At 73.2% G+C, this 18,024-nt stretch carries 12 protein-coding genes and 1 pseudogene; 7 read left to right on the forward strand and 6 right to left on the reverse strand.

The window, feature by feature from the left end; all coding sequences use genetic code 11:
• Window positions 1–247: 247 nt before the first annotated feature.
• From ACIQWR_RS40190 to ACIQWR_RS40200, 3 genes are all read right to left on the reverse strand, one after another.
• Complete coding sequence (locus ACIQWR_RS40190) at window positions 248–1,708, reverse strand: glutamate synthase subunit beta (RefSeq protein ID WP_404020744.1); 1,461 nt, start codon at window positions 1,706–1,708, stop codon at window positions 248–250.
• Complete coding sequence (gene gltB, locus ACIQWR_RS40195; RefSeq protein ID WP_404020776.1) at window positions 1,701–6,257, reverse strand: glutamate synthase large subunit; 4,557 nt, start codon at window positions 6,255–6,257, stop codon at window positions 1,701–1,703. The genes ACIQWR_RS40190 and gltB overlap by 8 nt, the downstream gene beginning before the upstream one ends.
• Window positions 6,258–6,630: 373 nt before the next feature.
• Window positions 6,631–7,362, reverse strand: a complete 732-nt coding sequence (locus ACIQWR_RS40200; protein ID WP_404020746.1) for a VIT1/CCC1 transporter family protein — start codon at window positions 7,360–7,362, stop codon at window positions 6,631–6,633.
• A gap of 281 nt (window positions 7,363–7,643) precedes the next feature.
• Between ACIQWR_RS40200 and ACIQWR_RS40205 the strand changes: the two genes are divergently transcribed.
• The 7 genes from ACIQWR_RS40205 to ACIQWR_RS40235 are packed head-to-tail and all read left to right on the forward strand — an operon-like array spanning window position 7,644 to window position 15,548.
• The gene (locus ACIQWR_RS40205; RefSeq protein ID WP_404020748.1) at window positions 7,644–8,678 is read left to right on the forward strand and encodes an ADP-ribosylglycohydrolase family protein; all 1,035 of its coding nucleotides are present in this window, start codon (window positions 7,644–7,646) and stop codon (window positions 8,676–8,678) included.
• Complete coding sequence (locus tag ACIQWR_RS40210) at window positions 8,675–10,048, forward strand: ADP-ribosylglycohydrolase family protein (protein ID WP_404020750.1); 1,374 nt, start codon at window positions 8,675–8,677, stop codon at window positions 10,046–10,048. The genes ACIQWR_RS40205 and ACIQWR_RS40210 overlap by 4 nt, the downstream gene beginning before the upstream one ends.
• Window positions 10,045–11,190: an ADP-ribosylglycohydrolase family protein gene (locus ACIQWR_RS40215; protein ID WP_404020753.1), complete on the forward strand. Its 1,146-nt coding sequence runs from the start codon at window positions 10,045–10,047 to the stop codon at window positions 11,188–11,190. The genes ACIQWR_RS40210 and ACIQWR_RS40215 overlap by 4 nt, the downstream gene beginning before the upstream one ends.
• Window positions 11,187–12,596, forward strand: coding sequence for an ADP-ribosylglycohydrolase family protein (locus tag ACIQWR_RS40220; protein WP_404020756.1), 1,410 nt, complete (start codon window positions 11,187–11,189; stop codon window positions 12,594–12,596). Before ACIQWR_RS40215 ends, ACIQWR_RS40220 begins: the two co-directional genes overlap by 4 nt.
• On the forward strand, window positions 12,593–13,498 hold the full coding sequence (rbsK, locus tag ACIQWR_RS40225; protein ID WP_404020759.1) for a ribokinase: 906 nt from the start codon (window positions 12,593–12,595) through the stop codon (window positions 13,496–13,498). Before ACIQWR_RS40220 ends, rbsK begins: the two co-directional genes overlap by 4 nt.
• Entirely contained in the window at window positions 13,495–14,730 is a 1,236-nt protein-coding gene (locus ACIQWR_RS40230) for a CaiB/BaiF CoA transferase family protein (protein WP_404020761.1), read from the forward strand. The genes rbsK and ACIQWR_RS40230 overlap by 4 nt, the downstream gene beginning before the upstream one ends.
• A complete protein-coding gene (locus ACIQWR_RS40235) occupies window positions 14,727–15,548 on the forward strand; it encodes an HpcH/HpaI aldolase/citrate lyase family protein (RefSeq protein ID WP_404020764.1) in 822 nt (273 codons plus the stop codon). Before ACIQWR_RS40230 ends, ACIQWR_RS40235 begins: the two co-directional genes overlap by 4 nt.
• Before the next feature lie 72 nt (window positions 15,549–15,620).
• Here the strand turns inward: ACIQWR_RS40235 and lgt are convergent, their stop codons facing one another.
• The 3 genes and pseudogenes from lgt to ACIQWR_RS40250 all read right to left on the reverse strand — a co-directional run.
• Window positions 15,621–16,652: a prolipoprotein diacylglyceryl transferase gene (gene lgt, locus ACIQWR_RS40240; RefSeq protein WP_404020767.1), complete on the reverse strand. Its 1,032-nt coding sequence runs from the start codon at window positions 16,650–16,652 to the stop codon at window positions 15,621–15,623.
• 316 nt (window positions 16,653–16,968) lie between these two features.
• Window positions 16,969–17,754, reverse strand: a pseudogene (locus ACIQWR_RS40245) (DsbA family protein); the annotation flags it as partial.
• Between the two features lie 94 nt (window positions 17,755–17,848).
• A partial coding sequence (locus ACIQWR_RS40250) for a tryptophan synthase subunit alpha (protein WP_404020778.1) occupies window positions 17,849–18,024 on the reverse strand: 176 nt, incomplete at its 5' end.

An 18,024-nucleotide genomic window follows, 5' to 3' on the forward strand; every position in this document is an offset into this window, starting at 1 on the left:
GTACGGACCGTATGAGGGCCTCCCCGCGAAGGGAGGGGTACTGCCGCCGCGCCCCGGACCGACGGCCGGAGGCCGGAGGCCGGCGCAGCCGGGCGAAGCCCGGGAGGCCGCCCGCGGCCGAGCGGTGCGAGCACGGCGTCGAGGAGCGGGCCCGTACGCCTTTGTACGGACCGTATGAGGGCCTCCCCGCGAAGGGAGGGGTACCACTGTGGGTGGCCCCTCCCCCGTAAGGGGAAGGGGGCCGGGGTCACACCATCAGCGAGCGGTCCGTCGGCTTGACCGGGTACGGGAGGGTGCTCGCGCCCGTCAGGAAGCGGTCCACGCCGCGCGCCGCGGAGCGGCCCTCGGCGATGGCCCACACGATCAGGGACTGGCCGCGGCCCGCGTCGCCGGCGACGAAGACGCCGTCCACGTTGGTCGCGTAGGAGGCGTCCCGCGCGACGTTGCCCCGCGCGTCCAGCTCCAGGCCGAACTGCTCCACCAGGCCGTTGGCCTGGTCGGTGCCGGTGAAGCCCATCGCGAGGGTGACCAGCTGCGCCGGGATGACCCGCTCGGTGCCCTCCTTCTGGACGAGCTTGCCGGCCTCGAAGGCGACCTCGATCAGGTGCAGGGACTGGACGTTGCCGTCCTCGTCGCCCTCGAAGTGGGTCGTGGAGACGGAGTAGATCCGCTCGCCGCCCTCCTCGTGGGCCGAGGTGACCTTGTACAGCATGGGGAAGGTCGGCCACGGCTGGCCGGTCGGCCGGTCCTCGGAGGGACGCGGCATGATCTCCAGCTGGGTGACCGAGGCCGCGCCCTGGCGGTGGGCGGTGCCCACGCAGTCGGCGCCGGTGTCACCGCCGCCGATGACGACGACGTGCTTGCCCGCGGCGGTGATGGGGGGCGCCAGGAAGTCGCCCTCCTGCACCTTGTTCGCCAGCGGCAGGTACTCCATCGCGAAGTGGATGCCGTTCAGGTCGCGGCCCGGGACCGGGAGGTCGCGGGAGACCGTGGCGCCGGCCGCGATGACGACCGCGTCGAAGCGCTTGCGCAGGTCGGTGGCGGTGACGTCGCGGCCGATCTCCACGCCGGTGCGGAACTTGGTGCCCTCCGCGCGCATCTGCTCGATGCGGCGGTTGATGTGCACCTTCTCCATCTTGAACTCGGGGATGCCGTAGCGCAGCAGGCCGCCGACGCGGTCCGCGCGCTCGTACACCACCACGGTGTGGCCGGCCCGCGTCAGCTGCTGGGCGGCGGCCAGACCGGCCGGGCCCGAGCCGATGACGGCCGCCGTCTTGCCGGACAGCCGCTCGGGGGCCTGCGGGGTGACGTCGCCGTTGTCCCACGCCTTGTCGATGATCGAGACTTCGACGTTCTTGATGGTGACGGCCGGCTGGTTGATGCCGAGCACGCACGCCGACTCGCACGGAGCCGGGCACAGGCGGCCGGTGAACTCCGGGAAGTTGTTCGTGGCGTGCAGGCGCTCGGACGCGGCGGTCCAGTCCTCGCGGTAGGCGAAGTCGTTCCACTCGGGGATCAGGTTCCCGAGCGGGCAGCCGTTGTGGCAGAACGGGATGCCGCAGTCCATGCAGCGACCGGCCTGCTTGCTGATGATCGGCAGCAGCGAACCCGGGACGTAGACCTCGTTCCAGTCCTTGAGCCGCTCGGCGACGGGACGGGAACAGGCGGTCTCGCGGGGGGTGGTGAGGAAGCCCTTCGGGTCAGCCATGGGTCGCCGCCTCCATCATCTTCTCGGTGGTCTCCGACTCGGAGAGTCCGGCCCGCTCAGCGGCGTCCTTGGCGGCGAGCACTGCCTTGTACGTGGTGGGGATGATCTTGCTGAAGCGGTCCACCGAGACGGACCAGTCGGCGAGGAGCTTGGCGGCCACGGTCGAGCCGGTCTCCTCCTCGTGGCGGCGCACCACATCGTGCAGCCACTGCTTGTCGGTGTCGGACAGGTCGGTCTCGACCGCGCCCGCGTTGCCGACGTTGACGTTGCAGGGGTCGAGGTCGATGACGTACGCGACGCCGCCCGACATGCCGGCCGCGAAGTTGCGCCCGGTCTCGCCCAGGACCACGGCCTGGCCACCGGTCATATACTCGCAGCCGTGGTCGCCCACGCCCTCCGAGACGACCAGGGCGCCGGAGTTGCGGACGCAGAAGCGCTCGCCGGTGCGGCCGCGCAGGAACATCTCGCCGCCGGTCGCGCCGTAGCCGATGGTGTTGCCCGCGATGGTCGAGTACTCGGCCAGGTGGTCGGCGCCGCGGTCCGGGCGGACCACGACACGGCCGCCGGAGAGGCCCTTGCCGACGTAGTCGTTGGCGTCGCCCTCCAGGCGCAGCGTGATGCCGCGCGGCAGGAAGGCGCCGAAGGACTGACCGGCCGAACCCGTGAAGGTGAGGTCGATGGTGTCGTCGGGCAGGCCCGCGCCACCGAACCGCTTGGTGACCTCGTGGCCGAGCATGGTGCCGACGGTCCGGTTGATGTTGCGGATCGCGACCTGCGCGCGGACCGGGTGGGCGGCCTCGGCGCTCGGGGCGTTCAGCGCGTCGGCGGCCAGCCGGATCAGCTCGTTGTCGAGGGCCTTGGCCAGACCGTGGTCCTGCTCGATGAGGGCGTGACGGACCGCGCCCTCGGGCAGCTCGGGCACGTGGAAGAGCGGGTCCAGGTCGAGGCCCTGGGCCTTCCAGTGCGCGACGGCCTTGGTGGTGTCGAGGAGTTCGGCGTGACCGACGGCCTCCTCGATGGTGCGGAAGCCCAGCTCGGCGAGCAGCTCGCGCACCTCCTCCGCGATGAACTCGAAGAAGTTCACGACGAATTCGGGCTTGCCGGAGAAGCGGTCGCGCAGCACCGGGTTCTGCGTGGCGATGCCGACGGGGCAGGTGTCGAGGTGGCAGACGCGCATCATGACGCAGCCGGAGACGACGAGCGGCGCGGTCGCGAAACCGAACTCCTCGGCGCCGAGCAGCGCGGCGATGATGACGTCGCGGCCGGTCTTGAGCTGTCCGTCGGTCTGGACGACGATGCGGTCGCGCAGGCCGTTGAGCAGCAGCGTCTGCTGGGTCTCGGCGAGGCCGAGCTCCCAGGGACCGCCCGCGTGCTTCAGGGACGTCAGAGGAGACGCGCCCGTACCGCCGTCGTGGCCGGAGATGAGGACGACGTCCGCGTGCGCCTTGGACACACCGGCGGCGACGGTCCCGACGCCGACCTCGGAGACCAGCTTCACGTGGATGCGGGCGACCGGGTTGGCGTTCTTGAGGTCGTGGATCAGCTGAGCCAGGTCCTCGATGGAGTAGATGTCGTGGTGCGGCGGCGGGGAGATCAGACCGACGCCCGGGGTGGAGTGCCGGGTCTTGGCGACCCACGGGTAGACCTTGTGGCCGGGCAGCTGGCCGCCCTCGCCGGGCTTGGCGCCCTGCGCCATCTTGATCTGGATGTCGTCCGCGTTGACCAGGTACTCGCTGGTGACGCCGAAGCGGCCGGAGGCGACCTGCTTGATCGCCGAGCGGCGCGCCGGGTCGTACAGGCGCTCCGGGTCCTCGCCGCCCTCACCGGTGTTGGACTTGCCGCCCAGCTGGTTCATGGCGATGGCGAGCGTCTCGTGCGCCTCCATCGAGATGGAGCCGTACGACATGGCGCCCGTGGAGAAGCGCTTGACGATGTCGGCGACCGACTCCACCTCGTCGATGGAGATCGCCGGGCGGGCGCCGGGGCGCTCGCTCGCGCTCGTCTTGAAGCCGAACAGGCCGCGGAGCGTCATCAGCCGCTCGGACTGCTCGTTCACCCGGTCCGTGTACTGCTTGAAGATGTCGTACCGGCGGTTGCGGGTGGCGTGCTGGAGGCGGAAGACCGTGTCCGGGTCGAACAGGTGCGGCTCGCCCTCGCGGCGCCACTGGTACTCGCCACCGATCTCCAGCGCGCGGTGCGCCGGGGCGATGCCGGAGACGGGGTACGCCTTGGCGTGGCGCGCGGCCACCTCCTTGGCGATGACGTCCAGGCCGGCGCCGCCGATCTTGGTGGCGGTGCCGCTGAAGTACGTGCCGACGAAGTCCTCGTTGAGGCCGATGGCCTCGAAGACCTGGGCGCCCCGGTAGGAGGCGACCGTGGAGATGCCCATCTTGGACATGACCTTCAGGACGCCCTTGCCGAGCGCGTAGATCAGGTTCCGGATGGCCTGCTCGGGCTCCAGGTCCGCCAGGAAGGTGCCCGCGCGCAGCAGGTCCTCGACGGATTCCATGGCCAGGTACGGGTTGACCGCGGCCGCGCCGTAGCCGATGAGCAGGGCGACGTGGTGGACCTCGCGGACGTCGCCGGCCTCGATCAGCAGACCCACCTGGGTGCGCTGCTTGGTGGCGATGAGGTGGTGGTGCACCGCGGCGGTGAGCAGCAGCGAGGGGATCGGCGCGTGCTCGGCGTCGGAGTGCCGGTCCGACAGGACGATCAGGCGGGCGCCGTTCTCTATGGCGGCGTCGGCCTCGGCGCGGATCTCCTCGATCCGCGCGGCGAGCGCCTCGCCACCGCCCGAGACCCGGTAGAGGCCCGAGAGGGTGGCGGCCTTCATGCCGGACATGTTGCCGTCGGCGTTGATGTGGACGAGCTTGGCCAGCTCGTCGTTGTCGATCACCGGGAAGGGCAGGGTGACGCTGCGGCACGACGCGGAGGTCGCCTCCAGCAGGTTGCCCTCGGGGCCCAGGGAGGACAGCAGCGAGGTGACGAGCTCCTCGCGGATGGCGTCCAGCGGCGGGTTGGTGACCTGCGCGAAGAGCTGGGTGAAGTAGTCGAAGAGCAGCCGGGGGCGCTCGGACAGGGCCGCGATCGGGGAGTCCGTGCCCATGGAACCGAGCGGCTCGCCACCGGTACGGGCCATCGGCGCCAGGATGATCTTCAGCTCTTCCTCGGTGTACCCGAAGGTCTGCTGACGGCGCGTGACCGAGGCGTGGGTGTGCACGATGTGCTCGCGCTCGGGGAGGTCCTCCAGCTCGATCTCACCGGCTTCGAGCCACTCGGCGTACGGCGCCGCGCCCGCGAGCTCGGCCTTGATCTCGTCGTCCTCGATGATCCGCTTCTGGGCGGTGTCGACGAGGAACATCTTGCCGGGCTGCAGGCGGCCCTTGCGGACGACCTTGGCCGGGTCGATGTCGAGGACGCCGACCTCGGAGCCGAGGACGACGAGGCCGTCGTCGGTGACCCAGTAGCGGCCGGGGCGCAGACCGTTGCGGTCGAGGACCGCGCCGACCTGGGTGCCGTCGGTGAAGGTGACGCAGGCGGGTCCGTCCCAGGGCTCCATCAGGGTGGAGTGGTACTGGTAGAACGCACGGCGGTCGGGGTCCATCGAGGTGTGGTTCTCCCACGCCTCGGGGATCATCATCAGCACGCTGTGCGGGAGCGAACGGCCACCGAGGTGGATCAGCTCCAGGACCTCGTCGAAGGACGCCGAGTCGGAGGCGTCGGGCGTACAGATCGGGAAGATCCGCTCCAGCGCGCCCTCGCCGAAGACGCCGGAGGCCAGCTGGGACTCGCGGGCCTTCATCCAGTTGCGGTTGCCCTTGACCGTGTTGATCTCGCCGTTGTGCGCGACGAAGCGGTACGGGTGGGCGAGCGGCCAGGACGGGAAGGTGTTCGTCGAGAACCGCGAGTGGACCAGGGCGAGCGTCGAGGCGAAGCGACGGTCGGAGAGGTCCGGGAAGAAGGGCTCCAGCTGGCCGGTGGTCAGCATGCCCTTGTAGACGATGGTGCGGGCGGACAGCGAGGGGAAGTACACGCCCGCTTCGCGCTCGGCGCGCTTGCGCAGCACGAACGCCTTGCGGTCCAGCTCGATGCCGGTGCTGCCGTTGCTCACGAAGAGCTGGGCGAAGGCCGGCATGGTGGCGCGGGCGCCGTTGCCGAGCAGGTCGGGAGCGACCGGCACCTCGCGCCAGCCGAGCACGGTGAGGTGCTCCTCGGCGGCGATGGCCTCGATCTGCGCGACGGCCTGCGTGGAGTCGTCCGCGGGGAGGAAGGCGATGCCGACGGCGTAGGCGCCGGCCTCGGGCAGCTCGAAGTCGGTGACCGCGCGCAGGAACGCGTCGGGGACCTGGCTGAGGATGCCCGCGCCGTCGCCCGAGTCGGGCTCGGAGCCGGTGGCCCCGCGGTGTTCGAGGTTCCGCAGTACGGTCAGCGCCTGCTCGACCAGCATGTGGCTGGCCTCGCCGGTGAGGTTGGCCACGAAACCGACGCCACAGGCGTCGTGCTCGTTGCGCGGGTCGTACATGCCCTGCTGGGCGGGGCGACCGTCCATGGGCGACCAGGCGGTGGTGCTGGGGCCGGTCGCGGAGTGCGTGGATGCGGAACGCATCGGGACTCCCGTCGTCGTCGTGGCATATGCATAGCCGAGGGACGACGTTGGCCCTCTGCGAAATTTCGTGCAGGTTACATGATGGCGGCAATCCCGGGAACCGGATATCTCGTTCCAGCATGCGGACAATGCACGAATCGGAAAGAGGGGACCTGCGCGGGCGGATGCGCGAGGCGGAAGTCCCGGGTGGGCTGGGCATCATTGCCCGGCCGCCCTAGAACTATTGCCCGCCGGTCACACGATCGAAACCGATCGAAACCGGCGAGTAACGAACTACTTATGCGGCTCTCTGCATAGTGTCTCATCCTTCGAGCGGTCAGCCTACGACGCCACCGATCCACGTGCCCAGGATGTACGTCACACCCGCGGCCGCGCCACCCAGGACCAGCTGGCGCAGCCCGCTGTACCACCAGGACCGGGCGGTGACCCGGGAGACCACGGCGCCGCACAGGAACAGGCCGACCAGGGCCAGCAGCACCGCGGGCCACAGCGCGGTCGCGCCGAGCAGGAACGGCAGTACGGGCAGCAGCGCGCCGAGCGCGAAGGCGCCGAACGAGGACACCGCGGCGACCAGCGGCGACGGCAGGTCGTCCGGGTCGATGCCCAGCTCCTCGCGGGCGTGGATCTCCAGCGCCTGCTCCGGGTCGCGGGACAGCTGCATCGCGACCTCGCGGGCGAGGGCGGGTTCGACCCCGCGCGAGACGTAGAGCTCGGCCAGCTCCTCCATCTCGTCGATGGGGTGCTTCTTCAGCTGCTGCCGCTCGATGTCGAGCTCGGCGAGGACCAGCTCGCGCTGGGAGGCGACCGAGGTGTACTCACCGGCCGCCATCGAGAAGGCGCCCGCGGCCAGACCCGCGAGCCCGGTGATGACGATGGTCTGCGTCGCGACCGCACCGCCCGCCACACCGGTCATCAGGGCGAGGTTGGAGACCAGTCCGTCCATGGCACCGAAGACGGCCGGGCGCAGCCAGCCACCGTTGACGTCACGGTGGGTGTGGTTGTCGCGGTGGGCCTCGTGCAGCGGTGCTTCGATGTCGATGATGGACATGCGGTTCTACTCCCCTTGTGATGCGAAATGGGTGCGCGCGAGCACGACACGGGTATGCCCGGGTCCTGTGCAGGCACCCACTCCCCCTGAACACCTCGAAACTACGCACGATTTCTGACCGCCGCCAGCAAGGTAGGCCGTACTTACCAGGGCTTTCGTCCCTCGGCGACCGGGTGACGGGGAGGTTCGAGGGGTGTTTCGCGGCAACCGACAAACCCGATGCCATGGCACAAATCCCCCATGGGCTCATGATGAGTTCCACCAAGTGGAGAGGCGCGCCCATGGAGCTGATTGCATCCGATCCGCAGTCGCATCCGCAGGACCGTCCGCAGGCCCGTCCACAGGACCGTCCGCAGGTCGTACTGGACCGGGCCCGGGGCGCTCTGCTGGGCCTCGCGGTGGGTGACGCGCTGGGCGCACCGGCCGAGAACATGAAGCCCTCGCAGATCCGGGCCAAGTGGGGCCGGATCGAAGGCTTCGTCTCGGACGACCCGGCCGGTACGGACGACACCGAGTACGCGATCTTCTCGGGCCTGCTGCTGGCCCGGCACGGGTCGGCGCTCACCGTCGCGCACGTCGAACGGGCCTGGCACCACTGGATCGCGGACCTGGACGAGGGGCCCTTCCGCGGTGCGGGCTTCTCGGAGCGCGGCACGCTGGAGAACCTGCGGCGCGGACTCGCCGCGCCCATCTCCGCGCAGCACCGGCACGCCTGGTCGGACGGCCTGGCCATGCGGGCCGCGCCCTTCGGGGTCTTCGCGGCCGGGCGCCCGGCCGAGGCGGCCCGGCTCGTCGCGATCGACGGCACCGTCAGCCACGACGGCGAGGGCATCTACGGCGGCCAGGCCGTCGCGGCGGGCGTGGCGGCGGCCATGGCGGGCGGATCCGCGGCCTCGGTGGTCTCGGCGGCCCTGTCCGTCATCCCCTCGGACTCCTGGACGGCCCGTTCGCTGCGCCGGGCCGTGACGGCCGCGCCGCGCGGCGAACGGGCGGTGCGCTCGGCGGTGGTCATCGGCGGCTACCCGTGGACGGACCTGGCGCCGGAGGCGGTGGGCCTGGCGTTCGGCGCGTTCGCCGCCTGTGGCGGGGACTTCACGGAGTCCGTCCTGACCGCCGTCAACATGGGCCGCGACGCCGACACCACGGCGGCCGTCGCGGGCGCCCTGGCCGGCGCGCTGTCGGGAGCCGCCGCCATCCCCACCGCGTGGTCCTCGGCGATCGGCCCGGTACGGGGCAGCTGCCTGCCCTCGATGCGGGGCTACCACGTCCTGGACATCGCGGACCTCCTCACCCCGGAAGCCGAGCCCTCCCGATGACCGCACCCCCACTCCCCCACCCGGCCCCCACCCACCCCGAAGCCCCCGCGCCCACCCCCGCCGCCGAGCCCGCGCCCACCCCCGTACCGGCAACGGCCCCCGAGCCCGCGCCGCCCGCACCCGCAACCGCGCCCGTGCCCGCGCTCGTCATCGCGCCCGCGCCCGGAGCAGAGCCGGGGACCCGGTCGGGCGGGGACGTGCGGCGGATCGAGGGGTTGCTGCTCGGGCTGGCCGCGGGGGACGCGGCCGGCTGGCCCGCCGCACGGCACCGGGCCAGCCGGATGCCCGAATGGACCCGCCGCCTCACCCGCGAACTGGACACCTTCGCCGAGCAGAACGCCACCACCACCCTCCCCGTCCCCATCGCCCTCAACCAGCCCCCCGAACCCCTGCGCCTCGGCCCGAGCGACGACGCCGAGTGGGCCGCCTTCGCCGCCGAGTCCGTGCTCACCGCCGCCGGGGCCCTGCTCAGCGACCTGAGCCGGTCCCGGCGCATGCGGGCCGCGATCGACCTGGCCTGGAACGCCCTGGCCAGCGAGGTCGCGGCGGCCGCCGAGCGGGCCCCCGAGGTCGAGTCGGCGGTCCTGCCGCTGCGCGCGCGGATCTCCGTACGGGCCGGCCTCGGCAACCTCGCGGCCGGCCTGCGCCCGCCCGCCACCGGCCACGACAATCCGCACTACTTCGACGACGCCGCCTGCATCCGCGCCTGCGTCCTCGCGGTCGTCCACCCCGGGAACCCAGTGGCGGCCGCCGACCTCGCCGAGTTCGACGCCCGCTACACCCAGGACGGCGACGGCGTGCACGGCGCCCGCGCGATGGCCGCCGCCGTCGCCACCGCCCTGGCGGGCGCCGGCACCGACGCCGCCGTGGACGCCGCGCTCGACCAACTGCCCGCCACCACCGAGATCGGCCGCAACGCCCGACACGCCGTCGCACTCGCCCGCGCCCACGCGGCCACGAACGCGGACGGGGACGCGCACGCGAGCGGCGGCGCCTTCGCCATCGTGCCGCTGCTGGAACACCAGATCGTGGACCACGTCTACAGCTACGGAATCGCCGCCGCCGAGACCGTCCCGGTCGCCCTCGCCCTCGCGACGGCCGCCCGCGGCCGGGTCGCCGAAGCGGTACCGGCGGCCGCCTGCCTGTCCCGCGTCGCGGATTCGGCACCCGCCCTCGCCGGGGCGCTGACCGGCGCGCTCGGCGGCGGCGACTCGATCACCTCCGCCTGGCGCGACGCCTGCCGCACCCTGTCCGGCTGCGCGCTGCCCCGCCTCGCCGGCACCGACCTCGTGGAACTCGCCGCCCTCCTCGCGCGGACGGAACTCACCTCGCCCAAGGAACTCAAGCCCCAGGGGATGATTCGGACATGACGCTCACACTTGAGGACCGGGCCGCGGGCTGCCTGGTCGGCGCGGCCGTCGGGGACGCGCTCGGCGGCCCGGTGGAGGGCTGGTCACCGGACCAGATCGTGGAACGCCACGGCGGTCCGGTACGGGGCGTCGTCGGCCCCTGGTACGAGGACTGGCGCACCGCGCGCCCCATCGCGCCTTACCACAAGGGCGACGGGCACGTCACCGACGACACCTTGATGACGCACGCGCTGGTGCGCGTCTACGAGGCGGTGCGCGACCACCTGGACGCCTACGCGGTCGCCGACCACCTCGTCCCCGACCTGATGTCCCGGCCGCGCTGGATCCCGGAACTGGAGGCGGAGGCCCTGCCGTTGCAGCGGATCTTCCTCGCGGAGAAGTGGATCGTGGCCCGGCTGCACTACGGGCACGTGGACCCGCGCGAGGCGGGCAGCGGGAACATCGTCAACTGCGGGGCCGCGATGTACGCGGCGCCGGTCGGCATCGTGAACGCGGGCAACCCCGCCGCCGCGTACGCGGAGGCGCTGGACATCGCCGGCGCCCACCAGTCGTCCTACGGGCGGGAGGCCGCCGGGGTGTTCGCCGCGGCGGTGGCGGCGGCCTGCCTGCCGGGGGCGAGCGCCACCTCGGTGGTCGAGGCGACGCTCGCCCTGGCCAAGGACGGCACCCGGGCCGCGATCGAGACGGTCGCCGAAACCGCCTCCCTGCACCGGGACTTCGCCTCGGCGATCGCGCCGTTGCGGGCGGCGGTGGCCCCCTACGACTCGGTCGGCCCGGACTACCGCGCCCCCTCGCTCGGCGCCCGCCGGCCGTCCCGGCTGCACGCGATCGAGGAACTCCCGGTGGCGCTCGGGATGCTGCTGGTCGCCGACGGCCGGTACGAGGAGGCCGTGCTCGGCGGCGTCAACTACGGGCGGGACTGCGACTCGATCGCCACCATGGCGGGGGCACTGGCCGGGGCCATGGGCGGCGCGGCGGCGGTGCCCGAGGGGTGGGCGAAGGAGGTCGCGGAGGCGAGCCGGCTCGACCTGCACGCCCCCGCGGCGGCCCTGGCCCGGGTGGCCCGCGAGGTCTTCGACCTCGACCGCACCCGCCGCCGGGCCCACGAGCACGCCTTCGCCGCGATCGCCGACCCCCGATGAGCCGGCCCGCCGTGGCGGCCCCCGCGCCGGGGGGCGTCCGGCTGACCTGGGCGCAGCCCGAGGACCTGGTCGGGCACGAGCTGCGCCAGGCCGAGGAGGACGGGCGGGGCCCGGCCGCGGAGCCGCTGCGGCGGGCCTGGCTGGCGGCGGGCGGCCACCCGGCCCCCGCCCGGGCCGGCGCCTCGGCCATCCCCGCGGACCCGCGGCTGCGCGCCCTCGCCGACCGCCTCCTGGACGACCTGGCCGCCCTCCCGCACCCTTCGCCGACGGACGAACCGACCCCTTGGCCCGCCATCACCACCTCCTGGCCCCCACACCCCCGCCCCCGGCCCGCGGACCGCGCAACCTCGCCGCAGGCGGACCGGCTGGAGGCCGCCTGGCTCGGGCGGGCCGTGGGGTGCGTGCTCGGCAAGCCCGTCGAGAAGCTGCCGCTCGTCGGGATCCGCGCACTGGCCCGGGCCGCCGGGAACTGGCCGCTGGACGACTGGTTCACCGCCCGCGGGGTCCCCGCCGAGCTGCTCGCCGCGTACCCGTGGAACCGCCGCTCCGCGCCGACCTCCCTCGCCGAGAACATCGACGGGACCCCCGAGGACGACGACCTCAACTACCCGCTGCTGAACCTGCTCCTGCTCCAGCGCCACGGCAAGGGCTTCACCACCGCGGACGTCGCCCGGCTCTGGCTCGACGAGCTGCCGGCCGGACGCACCTTCACCGCCGAGCGGGTCGCGTACCGCAACCTCCTCCTCGGCCTGGAGCCGCCCGCCACCGCCACCCGCCACAACCCGTTCCGCGAGTGGATCGGCGCCCTCATCCGCGCCGACGTCCACGGCTGGACCCACCCCGGCGATCCGGTGGCCGCCGCGGCCCAGGCCCACCGGGACGCGGTCCTCACCCACACCGGCAACGGCGTCTACGCCGCCCTGTTCGTCGCCGCCGCCACCGCCGCCGCGGCCTCCCCCCGGGCCGACGCGCACGGCGCGCTCGCCGCCGGACTGGCCGTCGTACCCCCGCGCTCCCGGCTCGCCGAGGCGGTCCGCTTCGCCCTGCGGGCCGCGCACGAGCACCCCCGCTTCGACGACGTGGTCGACCGGCTGCACGAGCGCTACGGTCACTACCACTGGGTGCACGCCGTCCCCAACACCGCGCTGATCGCGGCCGCCCTCACCCATGCCGACGGGGACTTCACCGGCTCCATCTGCCGCGCCGTGTCCGGCGGTTGGGACACCGACTCCAACGGCGCGGCCGCGGGCGCGCTCGCCGGAGCGCTCGCCGGCTCGCCGGACCGCCTCCCGCACCGCTGGACCGCCCCGCTGAAGAACCGGCTCGCGACCAGCGTCCCCGGCTTCGACGGCATCGGCTTCGACACCCTCGCCCACCTCACCGCACAGGAGGCAGCACGCTCATGACGGCCATCGCCGTGCTCGGCAGCACCAACATGGACCTCGTCGCCTACGTCCCCAAGGCCCCCCGCCTCGGAGAGACCGTCACCGGCCGCGAGTTCCGCACCGTCCCCGGCGGAAAGGGCGCCAACCAGGCCGTCGCCGCCGCCCGCAGCGGCGGGGAGGTGACGATGATCGGGGCGGTCGGCGCGGACCCCTTCGGCGTCCGGCTGCGCTCCGCGCTCTCGGCCGCCGGGGTGGAGACGGCGGCGCTGCGCACCGTCGAGGGCGCCAGCGGCACCGCGCACATCACCGTGGACGACGAGGGCGGCAACTCGATCATCGTGATCCCGGGCGCCAACGCCGGCGTCACCGGTCTGGAGGCCGGCGACGAGTCCCGGATCGCCGCCTGCGGCTCCCTCCTGCTCCAGCTCGAACTGCCGCTGACCGCCGTCCTGGCGGGCGCCCGCGCCGCCCGCGCGCACGGCGTGCGTACGGTTCTCACGCCCGCGCCCGCCCAGCCACTGCCCGCCGAACTCCTCGCCGCCATCGACCTGTTGGTGCCCAACGAGCACGAGGCGGCAGCGCTCACCGGGCTGACCGACCCGCGGCTGGCGGCGGACGCCCTGCTGCACGACGTACCGGAGGTGGTCATCACCCTCGGCGCGGTCGGGGCCCTGCACGCGGCGCGCGGGCAGGCTCCGTACACCGTGCCCGCGCCCCGGGTCCGGCCCGTGGACACCACCGCGGCCGGGGACACCTTCGTCGGCGCGCTCGCCGTGGCACTCGGCGAGGGACGCACCATGCGTGCGGCCCTGGCCTGGGCCTCGGCGGCGGCGGCGCTGTCGGTGCAGCGGGCCGGAGCCCAGGACTCGATGCCCTCGCGCGCCGAGACGGACGCCTTCGCGGGCACCGGACCCCGGCCGTGACCGCCCCCTCGCCCACCCCCGTCCCCGCGGCGGCCACCGCCGCCGCCCCCGGCCCGCTCGCCGGGCTGCGCGTCCTCGACCTGGCCACCCTCTTCGCCGGACCGCTGGCCGCGACCATGCTCGGCGACTTCGGCGCCGACGTGCTCAAGGTCGAGCACCCCCGGCGCCCCGACCCGTCGCGCGGCCACGGTCCGGCCAAGGACGGCATCGGCCTGTGGTGGAAGCTGCTGGGCCGCAACAAGCGGACCATGACCCTCGACCTGTCCACGCCCGGCGGGCAGGAGGTGCTGCTGCGGCTCGCCGCCGGGTCCGACGTGATCATCGAGAACTTCCGTCCCGGCACCCTGGAGAAGTGGGGGCTGGGCTGGGCGGAGCTGTCCGCCGTCAACCCCCGGCTGGTCCTGACCCGGGTGACCGGCTTCGGCCAGTTCGGCCCGTACGCCCACCGCCCGGGCTTCGGCACCCTCGCCGAGGCCATGAGCGGCTTCGCCGCGATGACCGGGGAGCCCGACGGGCCGCCGACCCTGCCCCCCTTCGGGCTGGCGGACTCGATCGCCGCGCTGGCCACCGCGTACGCCGTCATGGCCGCGCTCGCGGGCCGCGACCGCAGCGGGGCGGGGCAGGTCGTGGACCTGGCCATCATCGAGCCGATCCTGACCGTCCTCGGCCCGCACCCGCTCTGGTACGACCAGCTCGGCTACGTGCAGCCCCGCACCGGCAACCGGTCCACGAACAACGCCCCGCGCAACACCTACCGCAGCGCGGACGGCCGCTGGCTGGCCGTCTCCACCTCGGCCCAGTCGATCGCGGAGCGGGTGGTGCGGCTGGTCGGGCGGCCTGAGCTGATCGACGAGCCGTGGTTCACGACGGGCTCGGGGCGGGCCGCGCACGCGGCCGTCCTGGACGAGGCGGTCGGCGGATGGATCGCCCGGCACAAGGCGGACGAGGTGGTCGCGGCCTTCGAGGAGGCGCAGGCGGCGGTCGCACCGGTCTACGACGTGCGCGACGTGCTGGCCGATCCGCAGTACGCGGCCTTGGACACGGTCACCGAGGTCGACGACCCGGACCTCGGCCCGCTGCGCATGCAGAACGTCCTCTTCCGGCTCTCCGAGACGCCGGGGGCGATCCGCTGGGCGGGCCGCTCGCACGGCGCGGACACCGAGGCGGTGCTGGCCGAACTGGGATTGTCCGGAGCGGAGATCGACGTCCTGCGGACCGAGGGAGCGCTGTGATCCTGACCTGGCTGTACGTACCCGGGGACCGGCCGGAGGTCGTCGCGAAGGCGCTCGGCTGCGGCGCGGACGCGGTGATCGTGGACCTGGAGGACGCGGTACCGGTCTCCCGCAAGGAGTACGCCCGCGCGGCCACGGCGGAGCTGCTCCGGCACCGGCCCCCGACTCCGGTGTACGTCCGGGTGAACGCCCTGGACACGCCCTGGGCGCTGGCGGACCTGGCCGCGCTGTCCGGGCTGCACGGCCTCTCGGGGCTGCGGCTGCCCAAGATCACGGCGCCGGAACAGATCCGCACGATCGCGGACCGGACCGGCGGGGTGGCCCTGTACGCGCTGCTGGAGTCGGCGCTGGGCGTGGAGCGCGCGTACGAGATCGCCCGCGCCCACCCGGCGCTGCGCGGGCTCTCCCTAGGCGAGTCGGACCTGCGGGCGGACCTCGGGGTGAGCGCGGACGCGGGGCTCGACTGGCCGCGCTCACGCGTGGTCGTGGCGGCCCGGGCGGCCGGACTCGCGCCCCCGCCGCAGTCCGTCTTCCCGGACATCCGCGACCTGGAGGCACTGGCCGAGTCCTGCGTCCGGGGCCGCGCGCTCGGGTTCCTGGGCCGGGCCGCGATCCACCCGCGGCAGCTGCCCGTGATCGAGCGGGCCTACCTGCCGGGGCCCGCGGAGGTCACCGCGGCCGAGCAGGTCGTCGCGGCGGCGCGCCGCACTCCGGGCGCCCAGGCCCTGCCGGACGGCCGGTTCGTGGATCCGGCGGTCCTGGCGGGCGCGGAGCAGGTCATGGCGCTCTCCCGACGGGAGCCCCGGGTGCTGTCGTGACGCACGCGTGCTCCGCCGGATCGGATCCGGCGGAGCACGGTGTGATGCGGTGGTGCGGTGACCCGGTGCGGGTCAGAGCTTCTTGGCCCCGGGCTTCTCGTCCTCGACGGCCGCGTCGACGGTGTCGGCCGCGTCGACCGTGTCGGCCTTCTCCAGCTGCACGGGCCCCTCGGGCTTCTCGGACTTCCCGGAGTCCACGGACTTCTGGTCGGTCGCGGCACCGGCCGCGTCCTTGTCCTTGTCCGCCGGGGCATCCTTGTCCGCCGGAGCGTCCTTGCCCTCCGGGGCGCTACGGACCGGCTCTACGATCTCCTCGCGGCCCGGCCGCAGCCGCGCCGACAGGATCAGGTAGGCCACGGCTGCCACGAAGACCACGATGGCCGTCCACACGTTGAGCCGCAGGCCCAGCACGTGGTGCGCCTCGTCGACCCGCATGTACTCGATCCAGCTGCGCCCGACACAGTAGGCGGCGACGTAGAGCGCGAACGCCCGGCCGTGCCCCAGCTTGAAGCGGCGGTCGGCCCAGATCACCAGGGCCGCGACGCCGAGGCACCACAGCGACTCGTACAGGAAGGTCGGGTGGTAGGTGCCCGCGACCCGGTTCGGGCCGTCGCTGATCTCCAGGGCCCACGGCACGTCGGTGGCGCGGCCGTACAGCTCCTGGTTGAACCAGTTGCCCCAGCGGCCGAAGGCCTGGGCCACCGCGATGCCCGGAGCCAGCGCGTCCGCCCAGGCGGGCAGCGGGATGCCGCGCAGGCGGCAACCGATCCAGGCACCGACCGCGCCCAGCGCGATCGCACCCCAGATGCCGAGGCCGCCTTCCCAGATCTTGAAGGCGTCGACCCAGTTTCGGCCCTCGCCGAAGTAGAGCTGGTAGTCGGTGATCACGTGGTAGAGGCGTCCGCCGACCAGGCCGAACGGAACCGCCCACACGGCGATGTCCGCCACCGTGCCCGGCTGGCCACCGCGCGCGACCCAGCGCTTGTTGCCGAGCCAGACGGCGACGAAGACGCCGATGATGATGCAGAACGCGTAGCCGCGTAGCGGGATCGGTCCGAGATGGACCACACCGGTCGACGGGCTGGGAATGTAAGCAAGTTCCATGGCAACCCAGACGCTACCTTGCCGGGCGGTGGGCACCGCAACCCGCCCGGCAAGCTGGCGTCAAATCGACACCTGCCGATCATCCGGCGGGCACGGACCCGAGGCCGCCGGATCAGTCCCCGTCGACCGCCGCGTTGCCCGACGCATTGCCCGAGGACGTGCCGGCCGAGGTACCCGAGGAGCTACGGGCGGAGCTGCCCGCCGAGCTGCGGGCCGAGGGCCGCCCCGAGGACGAAGACGATGCCGACGCGGACGGTCGCGCCGACGCCTGCGGCGACCCCTCGGGCGACGACTGCGCGGGCGCTCCGGCGCCGGCCGCCGCCGTGACCTTCGCCTTCAGCTTCTCCGGGGTGAGCGGATTGGCCTGGTCCGCGAAGATGTCCTTGCCGTCGAGCAGGATCGTGGGCGTGCCGCGGAACTTCTGCGCCTTGAAGGCGTCGTACGACTTGGCGACCCAGCTGTCGTGGGTCCCGCCCTCGACGCACTGGCGGAAGGCGGGGGTGTCCAGGCCGTCCACCTTGCCGGCCAGCTCGATCAGCCGGGCGTTCTTGCCGTAGGCGTCGTCGACCTCCTTCGGCTGGTTCTCGAAGAGGACGTCGTGGTACGCCGGGAACTTCCCGACGTCCTGCGCGCAGGCCGCGGCATTGGCCGCCTTCTGGGAGCCGCTGCCGCTCATGTTGCCGTCGATCAGCGTCACCAGGTGGTACTCGACCTTGAGCTGTCCCTTCGCGACCAGGTCGTGGAGGGTGGCGCGGTAGGCGTCCTCGAAGGACTTGCAGGCCGGGCAGCGGAAGTCCTCCCAGATCGTCAGGGTCGACTTCGCGGAGTCCTTGCCGTTCTGGATCGCGAGGGCGTCCTTCCCCGAGGCGCCCGAGGGGGCCACGACCGGACCGGCCTTGTCCTTGTCCGCGCCGCTCTTGCCCGCATTGGCCGCGAGCAGACCGACTACGCCCGCGAGGACCAGTACGCCGACGACCGCGGCGGACACCACCAGCGTCCGGCGGCGCTTGTCCTTGCTCTTCTGCCGCTCGCGCTCCACCAGGAGTCGCTCGCGGGCCGTTCTCTTCGCATCGCGGTTCGCACCGTCGTTCTTGTCACTCACGCCCCGCCAAACGAAGCGGGGAGGCACTCTCGTGCCTCCCCGCTCCCACATCCACCCGAACGGGCTACAGAACCCCGTTCGCGATCAGCCGCGCCTAGCTCCTGCGTACGCCTTCCGCAAGCTCGCCCGCCAACGCCTGCACGGCGGCGAGGCCGGCCGGGAGGTCGGGGGCGTTGAGGAGGAGCTTGACGAAGGCCGAGCCGACGATCACGCCGTCCGCGAAGACCGCGACCTCCTTCGCCTGCACCGCGTTCGAGACACCCAGACCGA

It is taken from the genome of Streptomyces sp. NPDC098789, from assembly GCF_044759975.1.
GTDB lineage: Bacteria > Actinomycetota > Actinomycetes > Streptomycetales > Streptomycetaceae > Streptomyces.